This is a genomic window from Cupriavidus oxalaticus, from assembly GCF_004768545.1.
GTDB classification, from domain to species: Bacteria; Pseudomonadota; Gammaproteobacteria; order Burkholderiales; family Burkholderiaceae; genus Cupriavidus; species Cupriavidus oxalaticus_A.
Map to the genome: position 1 here is coordinate 952,397 of NZ_CP038636.1, position 14,938 is coordinate 967,334.

A 14,938-nucleotide genomic window follows, 5' to 3' on the forward strand; every position below is an offset into this window, starting at 1 on the left:
TTCCTTTGTGTTTCACTTTGCCTCCTCGATCACCCGCATGCCCAGCTGCCTGACCAGGTGGCGGCGATACTGCGCACTGACATGGGCGTCATCCTGTGCGCCCAGCTTCCAACTGAAATCGTTGATGGCCTCCGCCAGCGCGCGGCCTTCCAGGCGCGGCCAGGTCTCCAGCACCGGCCGGTCGGCCACGCCGCCCACGGCGAGCGCGATGGCGTCGTCGGTCACGATGGCGGCGCACGCGACCAGCGCGAAGTCGCCATGCCGTGCCGAGAACTCCGTGAAGCCGTAGCGCGCACCCGCGCGGCGCAGCGGAAAGCGCACCGCTTCCACCAGTTCATCCGGCTCGCGCGCCGTCATCAACATGCCCTGGAAGAACCGCGCTGCGGGCAGCACGCGGCGCCGGCGCGAGGAGCGCAGCACCACTTCGCCGCCCAGCGCGAGCAGCACCAGCGGCAGTTCCGCGCTGGGGTCGGCGTGGGCGATCGAACCGCACACGGTACCGCGGTTGCGGATCTGGAAATGCGAGATGTACGGAAACGCCAGTGCCAGCAAGGGAACCTCGTCGGCCAGCGACGGGCGCCACTCGACGCTCCCCTGCGTGGCGGCGGCGCCGACCACGAGGTGGCCCTGCTCGACCCGTACGGTATTGAGCTCGTCAGTGCGCGAGATATCGACCAGCAGCTGGGGCTGCGCCAGCCGCATGTTGAGCACCGCCATCAGCGACTGCCCCCCGGCCAGTACGCGGGCCCCCTCTCCGCCGCGCGCGAGCGCCTCCAGTGCTTCCTGCGTGGTCCGCGCACGCACGTAATCGAATGCCGCGGGTTTCATCGGCGGACTCCCAGGCGGGCAAGCAGGCGCGCCAACCAGCCCGGCGCCTGCGCGGGCTCGCCGGCGGCCTGCCGCCCCAGCGATTCGAACAATTGGCGCAGCACCACCTTGGCCGCGCCCTCCAGCATCCGCCCGCCGACCGCGGCGACCTTGCCGGACACCTCTGCCTCATAGTCGTAGGTCAGGCGGGTACCGCTGCCGTGCGGCACGAGCTCGACCACGCCGTTGCCGCTTGCACTGCCCAGCGACGAAATGCCGGCGCCGGCCAGCCGCAAACGGTGCGGCGGGTCAAGATCGGACAGCGAGATCTCGGCGGCGTAGCGGGCCTTGATCATGCCCACGCCAACGGTCACGTCGGCGCGGTACTGGTTCTCGGCCGTGCGCTCCAGCGCATGGCATCCGGGCACCACCCGGGCCAGCGCCTCGGGATCCAGCAGCACCGCGAAGATGGCTTCCGGGCTGGCCGCCAGATCGACCGTGCCGCGCGCGGTGAGCGCCTTGCCCCCGCGCCCGCCGGCAGCCGGCTGGCTTGCGCGCGCCGCCTCCAGCAGTTCCGGGCGGGAGGGTGGCGGGTCGTCGATGCCCAGCAGCGCCATCACCCGGGGGGGCGTCAGCGGCAGCCTGATGTCGGGGATCCCGAGCGCGTCGGCCACGGCATTGGCGATGCACGGCGGCGTGCTCATGTTGTTGCCTTCGCCCAGGCCCTTGGCCCCCAGCGGCGTGAACGGGCTCGGCGTCTCCAGGTGGACGATGACCGGGTCCGGCACTTCACAGGTGGTCGGCATCAGGTAGTCGGCCAGCGTGCCGGACTGGAAGCTGCCGTCCGCCCCGTAACGGAACTCTTCCATCAACGCCGCGCCCAGCCCCTGCGCAAAAGCGCCCCGGATCTGCCCGTCGGCCAATGCCGGATTGAGCAGCGTGCCGGCGTCGTGCGCGGTGACATAGTGGTCGATGCGCACGCGCCCGGTGGCGCGGTCGACCTCTACCCCGCACATGTCGAAGGCAAAACCGTACGTGGCGGAGGTGTTGATGCGGTCGGCCTCGTCCGGCGCCTCCAGATTGGGCGGCGACCAGAACACGGTCTCGCGCAGGCCCGGCTCCTCGCCCGCGGGCAACAACTGCGGCGACCAGTGCGGCGCATTGCTGGCCGCGCGTCCAAACGGCAAACCCGCGTCGGCGGCGCCTTGCACGAAGACGCGACCATCCCCGAACACCAGCGCCTCGGGTGCGCAGCCAATCTGCGGTGCGACAATGCGCGCCAGCTTGTCGCGCACCCGCATAGCGGCCAGGTGGACCGTACCGGCCACGGCGCCCGCGAAACGGCTGGAGTAGTTGCCGGAAGCTACCGACCAGGCATCCTTGTGCGTATCGAACTCGACGTTCACGACCACGTCGGCCGGCTCGATGCCCAGTACGTCGGCAACCACCTGCGCGCAGACGGTCATATGGCCCTGGCCCGCGGGCGTCGACGCGATCGTCACCACCACGCCGCCCAGCAGGTCCACGCTGACCGTCGCACTGGCGATCGCCCCGTTCTTTGGACCCGACTTCTTGCGGGCCTCGGCTGGCATCGCCGTGGTGATATACCCCATGTTCGACACCGACGGCTCGACGATGGCCGCAAAGCCGATACCGTACAGCCGCCCTTCACTGCGCGCCTGGTCACGGCGCCGCACCAGCGCTTCGTAGCCACCCTCGGCCTGCGCGCGCGCCAGCGCCAGCTGGTAGTTGCCGGAATCGAGCAGCGCGCCGGACGGCGTGCGGTAGGGGAAGGCATCGGCGGCGACGAAGTTGCGCCGGTAGACATCGAGCGGGTCCAGGCCCAGTTCGACCGCGATCCGCTGCACCAGCCGTTCCAGCGCAAAGTACACCTGCGGGCCGCCAAAACCGCGCACCAGCCCGGTGGGCGTCTTGTTGGTGAGCACGACGCGGTTGCGCACCAGCAGGTTCGGGATCGCGTAGGCACCCGTCAGGCAGCCATGCATGCGGTAAAAGGTGGCCGGTTCCGGCGCCCGCAGGTAGCCGCCGCAGTCCTCCACCTGGTCATAGGCAAGTGCGACGATGCGGCCATCGGCCTCGACCGCGGCTTCCAGCGTGGTCAGGCGGGCGGTCGCGGAGGTGGCCGCGCTCAGGTGCTCGAGCCGGTCCTCCACCCACTTCACCGGTGCGCCGGCCTTGCGTGCGGCCAGGCACATCAGCACCACGTAGGGAAACACGGCCTGCTTGACGCCGAAGCTGCCGCCCGAGTCGCGTGGCGCCTTGTGGCGCAGCCGATTCGCCGGCACCTTGAGCGCCATGGCCATCACCGCATGAAGCGAAAACGGCCCCATGAAATTGGAGGTGACGTCGTAGCCTTCCTCGCCAGCCAGGTATTCGGCGATCACTACGCCGCACTCGATTGGCGCGCAGGTATTGCGCGGGTAGTGCGCGGTCAGGCTGACCTTGTGCGGCGCCGCCGCGAACGCGGCTTCCGGCTCGCCATAGCGAAAACTGCGGTCACTGACCACGTTGGTGCCGACTGCCGGATGCAGCACGGGCGCGCCGGCTTCCAGCGCGCCCTCGATGGAGACCACCGGTGGCAGCACACGGTACGACACCTTGACCAGGTCCAGCGCGTCCTCGGCCAGCGCCCGGCTTTCGGCCACCACCACCGCAACCGGCTCGCCGACGTAGCGCACTCGATCGACGGCAAGCGCCCACTGCTCCATCGGCGACTTCACGCCGACCACGAACGGGCGCGACCACGCGGCAAGGTCCGCACCGGTCAGCACCGCATGCACACCGGGCGCAGCCAGCGCGGCGGCGGCATCGATCTCGCCCAGTTCCGCATGAGCATGCGGCGCACGCAGCACGGCTGCATGCAGCGTACCGGGCTTGATCGCAAGGTCGTCTCCATAGCGGCCGCGGCCGCACAGGATCGCCGCGTCTTCTAGCCGCTCCATCGAGCGGCCCACATGCGGCTTACGGCCCGGCGCGGTGTCGCCAGGCGCGACGCGGGGCGGCTCGGCCCGGCCCTGGCGCAGCGCATGCTGGTCGCCGCTGCCGGTGCGTGCCGCCGGGGCGCCATTAAGCAGCGCTGTATCGCTCATTGCGGCGGGATCCTTGCGTCCCGGACGACCTTCTGCCACTTGCCCAGTTCCTTGCCGATAAAGGTTGTGAAGTCCGTGGCACTGCCGCCCGCGGGCGCGACCCCCTGCTCCTGGAAGGTCTTGCGCACGTCCTCCATCTTCAGGATCTTGTTGATCTCGGCGTTGAGCCTGCTGACGATGGCCGGTGGCGTACCGGCCGGCGCGACAAAGCCGTGCCAGGACGAAACCTCGTAGCCCGGCACGCCCGCCTCCGATACCGTGGGCAACTCCGGCGCGGACGCCGCGCGATGGTGGTCGGCAACGGCAATGGCGCGGATCTTCCCTGCGCGCACCAGCGGCAGCACATGCGGCAGCGCGTCGAACGCCACCTCCACCTGCCCGCCGCCCAGGTCGGTCAGCATCGGCGTGCTGCCCTTGTAGGGGACCTGCGACAGGCTGATGCCCGCGGTGCGCTCGAACAGCGCCATCGCCAGGTGGTTCGACGAGCCGCTGCCGGAGGAGCCGTAGTTGATGCTGCCCGGCGCGGCCTTGGCCGCGCGCACCAGGTCCTGTACCGAGCGGATCGACGAACCGCGCGAGACCACCAGCGTCATCGGCGACTGGCCGGCCAGGATAATCGGGACGAAGTCCTTGCTGGTGTCGTAGGGCAGCGATTTGTACAGCCAGGGATTGGCGGCAAACGGGAACTGCACCACCAGCAGCGTGTAGCCGTCGGCAGCGGCCTTGGCGACGAACGAGGTACCGATGATGGTGCCGGCACCCGGCTTGTTGTCGACGATCACCGGCTGGCCCCAGGCTGCGCTCAGCTTGCTGGCAACCACGCGGCCGAGGGTGTCGTTGAACCCGCCGGGCGGATAAGGGACCACCAGGCGGATCGGCTTGGCCGGATAGGTTTCGGCCGCCACCGCCGTACCGGCAAGCAGCGATGCGAAGGCGAGGCCGAAGGCCACGCGAAGCGTTTTGCGAATCATCCCTGTCTCCATGCTTGTATTGGTATTCACCGCGATCCGCGGGCCGCCGCGTCGGCTATGTCGTTGCCAGCCGGCCGCGATCGGCGTCAACCGGTTCGGCCTCGTCTGCCCGTGCGCTGCGGGCAAAGTCGTCTGCCAGGCCGCTCCACCGCTGTGGCAGCTGGTCGTGCTCGATCGAGAACAGGTCGAGGATGCGGCCAACCGTGTGGTTGACGATGTCATCCACGCTCTGCGGGTGCGCGTAGAAGGCCGGCACCGGCGGCATGACTATGGCCCCCATCTCCGTGACCGCGGTCATATTGCGCAGGTGCGCCAGGTTCAGCGGCGTCTCGCGCGCGACCAGCACCAGGCGCCGCCGCTCCTTCAGCACCACGTCCGCGGCGCGCGTCAGCAGGTTGTCGGCAAACCCGTTGGCAATGCTGGCCAGCGTTTTCATCGAACACGGCGCGATCACCATGCCCTCCGTCACGAACGACCCGCTCGCCACCGCGGCGCCGATGTCGCGCACGCTGTGCGCCACATCGGCCAGCGACTCGATCTCGCTGCGCCGGATGCCGAGTTCCTGCGCGGCGGTCAGCGCACCCGACGAAGACACCACCAGATGGGATTCGACTGCATCGATTCGTGCCAGCGCCTGCAACAGCCGCACGCCGATGACCGCGCCGCTCGCGCCGGAGATGCCAACGATGATCCGCTGCCTTGCAGTCATGATGCTAGGCCTCCTGGCCAAGGTAGGCCTGCCATGACGGCGCGCCGGAATTAGCCAGCAGGGACTCGAGGTGCACCGCGTCCTCACCGGGAATGCGCACACGGGTAAACACATGCGAGTCGTAGGTGACCGGCCGCGTGGCGTCGATGCCCATCTTGGCGCTGATGCCCTGCAGGTGCGGGGGTGCTTCCATGCCGGCCTGGCTGGCCGCCACCGTGGTGGACGGATCGAGCACCGAGCCCTGGGCCCCGGGTACAACCACCAGGTCCCGGTCGGCCTGGAAGCGCGTGGCGACGGCCCACTCGACCTCGGCCGGATCGTGCACATCCACGTCGGTATCGACCACGGTGACCTGCTTCAGGTCGTAGTGGGCCCCGAACGCGCACAGGATCACGTTCTTCGCCTCGCCTTCGCGCTTCTTGCTGAACTTGACGTAGAGGTGGTACCGGCACACGCCGCCTACCGACAGATGCACGTCCTGCACGCCCGGATGGCTGCGCCGCAGGTGCGACAGCAGCGTCGCCTCGCGCGGGATAGCGCCGAGCAACAGGTGCTCCATTTCGGCAGGCACGATGGTGTGGAAGATCGGATTGCGCCGATGCGTCACGGCATCGACCGCGATGACCTCGCGCGGCTCGCGCGCGCTGTAGTACTTCGGAAACTCGCCGAACGGGCCCTCGGGTTCGCGCACGCCGGGAAGGATGCGCCCCTCGATCACGATCTCCGCATCCGCGGGCACCACGACGCCATTGGTCAGGCACTTGGTGGCGCGCAAACCGCTGCCGTGCAGGGCGCCGGCGATCTCGAGTTCGTCGCGATCGATTGGCGTGATCGCCTGTGATGCCAGCATGGTCAGCGGGTCCACGCCGATCACCACAGCCACGGGCAGGGCGTCGCCCGCTTCTTCTGCCGCCTGATAGAAGGCGTGCAGGTGGCGCGGCAGCATCAGGATCGCCATGCGGTCTGGCCCATGCACCTGGATCCGGTTGATCGACACGTTCTGGATGCCGGTACGCGGGTTACGCGCAATCACCAGTCCGGCGGTGATATAGGGGCCGTTGTCGTGTTCGCTGTGCGTCGGGATCGGCAGCAGCCGGTGCAGATCAAGGTTGCCGTCCTCGCGGCGGTGGACCACCTGCTGGCAGGCGGCCTCGCCCGGGCCAAGTTCGGCCACCGGCAAGGGATTGTCCACGGCATCGCTGAAGCGCGAAAGCAGCGCGGCCTCCGGCACGCCCATGGCTTCGGCCAGCCACGCACGCCGCGACATGAAGCCGCTGACCACAGGGATCTGGTGTGCACCCGGCCGGGAGAAGAACGCGGCCTGGCGGCCATCCAGCCGCTTCGCGATGGCGGCCAGCTGGTGCTCGAGCGACACCGGGACGTCGACGCAAGCCAGCCGCCCGGTATCGGCCAGATGCCGCAGCCAGCTGCGCATCGTCAGCGGCCCATGCTGCTGGCCGGCCGCGCCGGAGTCGGCGCCGCGTGCGATGTCGGCCTCGAATTCATACATGGAGTTGCTCCTGTGGATCCTGCTTGTCGCCTGCCGCGTTCTGCACGGGCGAGGTGTATCGGTGTGAAGTTGTGACAAGCGTAGCGGCTCTATTCCATAAGCTCTAATATTGTTTTCTGATGCGAAAAATCAGTTTTGATGATGTCATTACTTGTACGGGTGCATGGCGTTGGAACGACCTTTTCATGGCGACGCAATGCAAGGTGCACATGGCCGCTGCCGCGGGGACCCAAATGATCCGGGGCCTGGCATCCGGTGTTATAAGGTTTGAGACATCATCATCCGATCTTATGATCCATAGGGATCCATCAAGCACATGGACTTGCGCCAGGTTCAATACTTCATCGCCTTGTTCGAGGACGGCTCCGTCACGCGTGCCGCCAAGCGCCTGAACATCGTCCAGCCGGCACTCAGCATGCAGATCGCCAAGCTGGAGGATGAACTGCGCCAGCAATTGTTCGAGCGCACTGCCTATGGCATGTCGCCGACCGCGGCGGGGCGGCTGATGTACCGCCTGTTCCTGCCGGTCATGCGGGACTTCACTGCGGCGCGCGAGCAGCTGGTGCAACGCGACGAAGTGGTCACTGGCAGCGTGGCGATCGGGCTGATCGCGTCGGTCACCGAGGGGGTGCTGGTGGAATCCCTGTCACGCTTCAATGCCCGCTATCCGCAGGTCGAGGTGACCGTTGCGGATGGCTACAGCACGACACTGATCGACTGGGTGGCCGGCGGCCGACTGGATGCGGCGATCGTCAACAAGCCGCGCGAGCGCATCTCGCTGGAGGCGAAACCGCTGCATGACGAGGAGATGGTGCTAGTAACCAGCGCATTGCACGGCCCGGAACTGCCCCCGACCATCGAGCTGTCGCGGCTTCCCAACCTGGAGCTGGTGCTGCCAAGCAAGCACCACGGCTTACGAAGCGTGCTGGATACGGCGGCACAGCACGAGGAGATCGTGCTCACCCCGACATTTGAGATCGATGTCCTTGGGACGCTCGTCAACTTTGTCAAAGCGACGCGGTTTGCAACGATCCTGCCCCACATCGTCGTGCGCCGCGCCGTCGAGCAGGGCGCGCTGCGCGCGCATCCAATCCTGGCCCCCCGGATCGTACGGCACATCATCGCTGTCACCCATCCACGCCGCCCGTTGAGCAAGGCGGGCGAGTTACTGGTCGGCATCATCGCGGACGAAATTCGCCGCTTGTCTACCAACAGCGAGGCAGCAAATCCGACGCAAATTCAATGATTCGAACCGCGGGCGCCTGTGAGCGCCCCGGGCCGCTGTCCTGGGCCAGCGCCTTGTCCCACCGACTGCGCTACGCTGCTGGCTCGCGCATAACGAGCCAGCAGGTCGACTTGCGTTTTGTGCGCGACAACTTTGGCTATGCCTCGATCGACACCACCAGCGCCAATCTGCGCAGTGCTGAGGATGCGCGGCACGAGGTGACGCAGAGCGACATCGAATCGGATGCGCTCATAAGGCGTAAGGCGCAGCCGCTCGAGAGCGAATGGCATTTCCGCACCGATTGAGATGTAGCCTTCTGCGCCTGACACTCATCCCGATCCCGCCCTACTCTTCAAGCCACCCCGCGTCGATCTGCGGCTTGGCCGAGGTGATGCTGTCGAACATGTAGTCCACTTGCCCGCCGAGCAGGTCGGTCCATGGCCGGGCCACTGCCCTTGTACGGAATATGCAGCATGTCGACGCCCGCCAGGTTCCCATTCATTTTCCGGGCACCTTTGAACGACAAGGGTTCCAGCCGGATACCCGGTGACATGGGGCCGTTCCCGCCCGGGGTCGGGCAGGCCAAAGCCATCCGGCCCATGTATCATTGGTCATCCGCATCGAATCGATAATCGATTCATCAATATCTTGGTGCAATACTTTGCCATCGTGGTGCAGTGGATCACGCCGATGGTGCTCCTTCAAGCTGACCCATGTCCACGGAATCTCAGCGGCCGGACCCGCTTTTCAACCAGTCGCTCGAGAAAGGCCTGGAAGTCCTGCGCGCATTCAATGGCGTTCACCGCACCCTGACGCTGGCCGAGCTGGCCGATCTGACTGGCATGACCAAGAGCTCGGCGCAACGCACGGTCCATACCCTGGAGCGGCTCGGCTATGTCGACAAGCATCCGCAAACACGCCGCTTCCGTCTGACGCCGAAGGTAATGGAGATCGGCTACAGCTACCTGGCGGCGGATGCCCTGATTCCCGTTGCCAGCCCCTATCTGTCGCAACTGGCGAATGCCAGTGGTGAAACGGCAAATCTCACCGAGCCCGTGGGACTCGACATGGTCTATGTGGCGCAGTTGATGACGGCCAAGTATGTGCCCGTGCTGACGCCCGTGGGCATGCGCATTCCGATGTACTGTACGAGTTCCGGCCGCGCCTACCTAAGCACGCTGCCCGATGAACAGGTGCGGGCGATGCTCGGGGCCTCTGCGCGCGTGAGGCGCACGCCGGCCACGCTGACCGATGCCGAAGCGATTTTCGAACGGGTAGTGGCTTGCAGGAGCGTGGGCTACGCCTGCAACGAAGAGGAACTGTTCCTGGGCGACATGGGCGTCGGCGCGCCGATCGTGAACAACCGTGGCGTTGCGGTTGGTGCGGTCCATGTGTCGCCGCCTGCCAGCCGTTGGACCATGGCGGAGGCCCAGAAGAAGCTCGGGCCGCTGGTCGTGGAATGCGCGTGGGCCATTTCCAGGTCCATCGGACATTGAAAGCCCCGCGGGCTCGCCCCCTCGTGTGCAAGAAAGCGCGGCGCCCGCGGGCGATGCATCGGCCTTCAGCGTGCGTGCGCCAGCATCGCCTGAAGCAACACGTTGGCGCCGGCTTCGATATGCTCTGGCAGCGCGTCTTCCAGTTCGTTGTGGCTGATGCCGTCCTTGCACGGCACGAAGATCATCCCCGTTGGCGCAAGCTGCGCAAGATAGACGGCGTCATGCCCTGCCCCGCTTACCACGTCCATATGGGGAAGGCCCAGTGATGCCGCAGCCCGTCTGACACTGTCCACGCACGATGCCGCGAACAGGCACGGCTCGAACTTGACGACCTGGCGGATGTCGACCGATACCGCGGCCGCCTCGGCAATTCCCGCGAAGGCCTCGCGCATGGCCGCGTCCATCCGGTCGAGCCCTTCCTGCGACAGGTTGCGGAAGTCCACCGTGAAATCGACCCGCCCCGGGATCACGTTGCGCGAATTGGGCCTGACCTCCACATAGCCTACCGTGCCGCGCCCGTGCGGCGCTTCCTCGCGCGCGATGCGGTTCACCATCTCGATCATGCGCGCGGATGCGAGCAGCGCATCATGGCGCAGGGCAAGCGGTGTCGGACCCGCGTGGGCGTCCTGGCCGGTCACGGTCACGTCGTACCACTGCTGGCCGAGCGCGCCCGAGACCACGCCGATCGGCAGGCCCGCCGCTTCCAGCACCGGCCCTTGCTCGATGTGGGCTTCGAAATAGGCGGCATACATGCCGCCCGGCACCTCGCCCGCGGGATGTTCACCGCGATAGCCGATAGACTCGAGCGCCGCATCGACACGCACGCCGTCGCGGTCCGTCCGGGCGCGGGCATGATCCGCCGCGAACACCCCGGCAAACACACCTGATCCCATCATGACAGGGGTGAAACGCGTGCCTTCCTCATTGGTCCAGAACGCGACTTCGAGCGGCGCGCGCGTGTCGATGCCGAGATCGTTGAGCGTGCGCATTACCTCGAGTCCGGCCAGCACGCCGAAGTTGCCATCGAACTTGCCGCCGGATGGCTGCGTGTCGATATGGCTGCCCGTCGCCACGGCCGGCGCTTCGGGGTCGGTTCCATGGCGGCGTGCGAACACGTTGCCGATCTCGTCGACACGTACATCGAGCCCGGCCTCGCGGAACCACTGCACGACGAGATCGCGGCCCTTGCGGTCCGCGTCGGTCAACGCGATGCGGCATACGCCGCCATTGGCCGTGGCGCCGATCGCGCCGAGATCCATGAGGGACTGCCAGAGGCGGGCGCCATTGATGCGGGGAAGGTGCTGCGAATCCATGTGTGTCATGCCTGCGGTGGTTGAACATCGTGCCCTATGCAGCAAGAAGCAGACCAATGCATGCGCATGTCCTGCTGGCATATCAATTGCTAGATCGTTCGCAGTTATTCCCAACCCAGGAGCATTGCCCGTGAACCACCCTACGTCCATCCAAGCGAAAGGTTTCTCCGCTGCTGTGCGGTCCGTGTCCGCGGCCGTCGCGCTCTCGCTGCTCGCCTTGCCCGGTGCCGCGATGGCCGAGAAGGTGTTGCGCATCGGCATGACCGCCGCCGATATCCCCCGCACGCTGGGCCAGCCCGATCAGGGCTTCGAGGGCAACCGCTTCACCGGCATTCCCATGTATGACGCACTCACGCAATGGGACCTGTCCAAGAGCAACGGGCCCAGCCTGCTGATTCCCGATCTTGCCACCGAGTGGAAGGTCGAGGACAAGGACAAGACCAGGTGGACCTTCAAGCTGCGCCCCGGGGTGAAGTTCCACGATGGCTCTCCGTTCAATGCCGATGCCGTGGTGTGGAACGTCAACAAGGTCCTCGACAAGACGGCGCGACAGTTCGATCCGAGCCAGGTGGGCGTGACGGCTTCGCGCATGCCTACGCTGCGCAGTGCGAAGAAGATCGACGACCTGACCGTTGAACTGGTCACGTCCGAGCCGGACTCCTTCCTGCCGTATAACCTGTCGAACCTGTTCATGGCGTCGCCCGCGCAGTGGGAGAAAAAGTACGCCGCGGTCCCCGCATCGGTAACCGATGCGGGCGAGCGCAGCAAGCAGGCATGGGTCGCGTTCGCCGCCGACGCGTCGGGCACGGGCCCGTTCAAGATGACGCGGTTCGTGCCGCGCGAGCGCCTTGAACTGGCAAAGAATGCAGCTTACTGGGACAGCCGGCGCGTGCCCCGCATCGACAAGGTGGTGATGGTGCCGATGCCCGAAGCCAATGCACGCACCGCGGCACTGCTGTCTGGCCAGGTCGACTGGATCGAGGCACCGGCCCCCGACGCCATCGCCCAGATCAAGAGCCGCGGATTCAACGTCTACGCCAACGCCCAGCCCCATGTGTGGCCGTGGCAGCTGTCGTTCGCACCGAACTCACCCTGGCTCGACAAGCGTGTGCGTGAAGCCGCCAACCTCTGCGTGAACCGCTCTGAGCTCAAGGCGCTCCTTGGCGGCTATATGGCGGAGGCCAAGGGCATTGTAGAGTCCGGCAATCCCTGGTGGGGCAACCCGAAGTTCGACATCCGGTACGACGCCAATGCGGCGCGCAAGCTAATGAGCGAAGCGGGCTACTCCTCGGCCAGGCCGCTCAAGGTCAAGGTACAGGTATCGGCCTCCGGCTCCGGCCAGATGCAGCCGCTGCCAATGAACGAGTATGTCCAGCAGAACCTCAAGGAATGCTTCTTTGATGTCGATTTCGATGTGGTCGAATGGAACGCGCTGTTCACGAACTGGCGCGTCGGCGCCAAGGACGCAAGCGCGCACGGTGCCAATGCCATCAACGTGAGCTTTGCCGCCATGGATCCGTTCTTTGCCATGGTCCGCTTTGTCAGCACAAAGACGCAGCCTCCGGTTTCGAACAACTGGGGCTATTTCGGCAACGCCGAATTCGACAAGCTGATCGAGACGGCACGCACGTCGTTCGACGCCAAGGCACGGGACGCGGCGCTGGCGAAACTGCACGCCCGCATCGTCGAGGAAGCACCGTTCGTGCTGATTGCGCACGACGTCGGTCCCCGTGCTATCTCGAAGAAGGTCAAGGGCGTTGTCCAGCCGCAAAGCTGGTTCATCGATATCGCCACGATGTCGATGGATTGAACCTGTAACCCGGCACCCGCTCTCTTTCGCTCAGCAGGAGAGCGCCCAAGGGGACGGACTCGCCACGTCTCGTCCAGCCCCCGCCTCCCTGCCCGCACGGGCAGGGAGCGCATGACACCCACACGACGGGCACAGACCATGACTTATCTGTTCCACCGCGTTCTCTATGCGTTTCCGATCCTGCTCGGGGTCGCGCTGCTCTGCTTCTCGCTGGTCCACATCGCTCCCGGCGATCCGCTTGTGTCCGTGCTGCCTCCCGACGCCTCCGAAGAACTGCGGCACCAGCTCACCGCGCTATATGGCTTCGACAAGCCGTTCCTCGAGCAATTCGTGCACTGGCTGAGCCGCGCACTGCACGGCGATCTGGGCACTTCCATCGCCACCAGCCGGCCCGTGATGGCTGAAGTGTCGAACGCCGTGGTCAACTCGATCCGGCTCGCGGCAGTGGCCACGCTGATCGGCTTCGCTCTCGGCAGCCTGTTCGGCTTTGTCGCGGGCTACCTGCGCGATTCAGTAGCCGACCGCATTGCCTCGTTCCTGTCGGTGCTCGGCGTCAGCATTCCCCACTACTGGCTCGGCATGGTCCTGGTGATTGCCTTCTCCGTGCTGCTCGGGTGGCTGCCCGCCACCGGCGCGGGGCCGGACGGCTCCGGAGCCTGGACGTGGGACTGGGCGCACGTCCAGTACATGCTTCTGCCTGCCGTGACGATGTCCGTGATCCCGATGGGAATTGTCAGCCGTACGATCCGCGCGCTCGTGGCGGAAATCCTGTCCAACGAATTCATCGTCGGCCTGCGCGCGCGGGGATTGTCGGACTTCGCCGTGTTCCGCCACGTGGTCAAGAACGTCGCGCCCACCGCGTTGTCGGTGATGGGCCTGCAGCTTGGGTATCTGCTCGGCGGCTCGATCCTGATCGAGACCGTGTTCTCTTGGCCGGGCACCGGATTCCTGCTCAACTCGGCCATCTTCCAGCGCGATTTCCCGCTCCTGCAGGGCACGATCCTGGTACTGGCCGTTTTCTTCGTGCTGCTGAACCTGTTCGTCGATGCGCTGCAGACGGTATTCGACCCGCGCATCCAGCGCAACTGAGGAGTCCCGGATGGAAATGACGCTCAACAAATCCGTCGCGCCGCTGGCGATCGAACACTCTCCCGGCTACTGGGCCACGGTCGTACGGCGGCTGCTGCGCAACAAGGTCGCAATGGCAGCGGCTCTGATCCTGATCGCCCTCGTGCTGATGGCGGTATTTGCCCCGGCACTGATGCCGGGCGACCCCTATGCCTCGTCGATCCTGAAACGCCTGAAGCCGGTCGGTACGGAGCACTACCTGCTCGGCACGGACGAGCTCGGCCGCGACATGCTGTCGCGCCTGATGCTCGGCGGCCGGCTCTCGCTGTTCATGGGCATCACGCCGGTGCTGCTGGCATTCGTGATCGGCAGCGCCATCGGCATCGTCGCCGGGTACGCCGGCGGCTGGACCAACACGGTAATCATGCGCGTGACGGATGTGCTGTACGCGTTTCCGTCGGTGCTGCTGGCCATCGCGCTGTCGGGCACGCTCGGCGCCGGCGTGGGCAATGCGCTGCTGTCGCTGACCATCGTGTTCGTGCCGCAGATCGTGCGCGTAGCGGAAAGCGTGACCACGCAGTTACGCAGCCGGGAGTTCGTCGATGCGGCCCGTGCCTCGGGTGCGTCCGCACTGACCATCGTACGGGCCCAGGTGCTCAACAACGTGCTCGGCCCGATCTTCGTCTATGCCACGAGCCTGATTTCCGTATCGATGATCCTGGCCTCCGGCCTGTCCTTCCTCGGCCTCGGCGTCAAGCCGCCGGAACCCGAATGGGGACTGATGCTCAACACGCTACGCACGGCGATCTACACCCAGCCCTGGGTGGCCGCGCTGCCCGGCGCAATGATCTTCCTGACCTCGATCTCCTTCAACCTGCTGGCGGATGGCATCCGTTCGGCCATGGAAATCAAGGACTGA

Annotated in this window: 12 protein-coding genes and 1 pseudogene; 6 read left to right on the forward strand and 7 right to left on the reverse strand. The window is 66.2% G+C overall.

Annotation, left to right across the window (positions count from 1 at the left end):
• Window positions 1-12 precede the first annotated feature (12 nt).
• From E0W60_RS32415 to E0W60_RS32435, 5 genes are read right to left on the reverse strand one after another with little or no spacing between them, the layout of a single operon-like run.
• Window positions 13-828, reverse strand: a complete 816-nt coding sequence (locus E0W60_RS32415; RefSeq protein ID WP_133092739.1) for an FAD binding domain-containing protein — start codon at window positions 826-828, stop codon at window positions 13-15.
• A complete protein-coding gene (locus E0W60_RS32420; protein ID WP_276609615.1) occupies window positions 825-3,917 on the reverse strand; it encodes a xanthine dehydrogenase family protein molybdopterin-binding subunit in 3,093 nt (1,030 codons plus the stop codon). Before E0W60_RS32420 ends, E0W60_RS32415 begins: the two co-directional genes overlap by 4 nt.
• Window positions 3,914-4,888, reverse strand: a complete 975-nt coding sequence (locus tag E0W60_RS32425) for a tripartite tricarboxylate transporter substrate binding protein (protein ID WP_135706920.1) — start codon at window positions 4,886-4,888, stop codon at window positions 3,914-3,916. The genes E0W60_RS32420 and E0W60_RS32425 overlap by 4 nt, the downstream gene beginning before the upstream one ends.
• A 55-nt stretch (window positions 4,889-4,943) precedes the next feature.
• Window positions 4,944-5,597, reverse strand: a complete 654-nt coding sequence (locus E0W60_RS32430; protein WP_135706921.1) for a UbiX family flavin prenyltransferase — start codon at window positions 5,595-5,597, stop codon at window positions 4,944-4,946.
• Window positions 5,598-5,601: 4 nt separating this feature from the next.
• Window positions 5,602-7,107 (reverse strand): UbiD family decarboxylase, encoded by a 1,506-nt coding sequence (locus E0W60_RS32435; protein WP_135706922.1) that lies wholly within the window; start codon window positions 7,105-7,107, stop codon window positions 5,602-5,604.
• A gap of 316 nt (window positions 7,108-7,423) precedes the next feature.
• Between E0W60_RS32435 and E0W60_RS32440 the strand changes: the two genes are divergently transcribed.
• Together E0W60_RS32440 and E0W60_RS32445 are read left to right on the forward strand one after the other, a co-directional pair.
• The gene (locus tag E0W60_RS32440) at window positions 7,424-8,353 is read left to right on the forward strand and encodes a LysR family transcriptional regulator (RefSeq protein WP_133092743.1); all 930 of its coding nucleotides are present in this window, start codon (window positions 7,424-7,426) and stop codon (window positions 8,351-8,353) included.
• The gene (locus tag E0W60_RS32445; RefSeq protein ID WP_205751677.1) at window positions 8,350-8,637 is read left to right on the forward strand and encodes a hypothetical protein; all 288 of its coding nucleotides are present in this window, start codon (window positions 8,350-8,352) and stop codon (window positions 8,635-8,637) included. The genes E0W60_RS32440 and E0W60_RS32445 overlap by 4 nt, the downstream gene beginning before the upstream one ends.
• A 49-nt stretch (window positions 8,638-8,686) precedes the next feature.
• Here E0W60_RS32445 and E0W60_RS37845 read toward each other — a convergent pair.
• Window positions 8,687-8,825 (reverse strand): annotated as a pseudogene (locus tag E0W60_RS37845) (tripartite tricarboxylate transporter substrate-binding protein); the annotation flags it as partial.
• 220 nt (window positions 8,826-9,045) lie between these two features.
• On the opposite strand from E0W60_RS37845, the gene E0W60_RS32455 reads away from it, so the two are divergent.
• Window positions 9,046-9,828: an IclR family transcriptional regulator gene (locus E0W60_RS32455; protein WP_135706923.1), complete on the forward strand. Its 783-nt coding sequence runs from the start codon at window positions 9,046-9,048 to the stop codon at window positions 9,826-9,828.
• 65 nt (window positions 9,829-9,893) lie between these two features.
• On the opposite strand, the gene E0W60_RS32460 is transcribed toward E0W60_RS32455, so the two are convergent.
• Entirely contained in the window at window positions 9,894-11,141 is a 1,248-nt protein-coding gene (locus tag E0W60_RS32460; protein ID WP_135706924.1) for a Zn-dependent hydrolase, read from the reverse strand.
• A 232-nt stretch (window positions 11,142-11,373) separates the two neighbouring features.
• Between E0W60_RS32460 and E0W60_RS32465 the strand changes: the two genes are divergently transcribed.
• From E0W60_RS32465 to E0W60_RS32475, 3 genes are all read left to right on the forward strand, one after another.
• Entirely contained in the window at window positions 11,374-12,951 is a 1,578-nt protein-coding gene (locus E0W60_RS32465; protein WP_240746119.1) for an ABC transporter substrate-binding protein, read from the forward strand.
• Window positions 12,952-13,089: 138 nt separating this feature from the next.
• Window positions 13,090-14,040 carry an ABC transporter permease gene (locus E0W60_RS32470; protein WP_135706925.1) on the forward strand — a complete coding sequence of 317 codons (951 nt, stop codon included), beginning with the start codon at window positions 13,090-13,092 and terminating at the stop codon, window positions 14,038-14,040.
• A 10-nt stretch (window positions 14,041-14,050) separates the two neighbouring features.
• Window positions 14,051-14,938: an ABC transporter permease gene (locus E0W60_RS32475; RefSeq protein WP_135706926.1), complete on the forward strand. Its 888-nt coding sequence runs from the start codon at window positions 14,051-14,053 to the stop codon at window positions 14,936-14,938.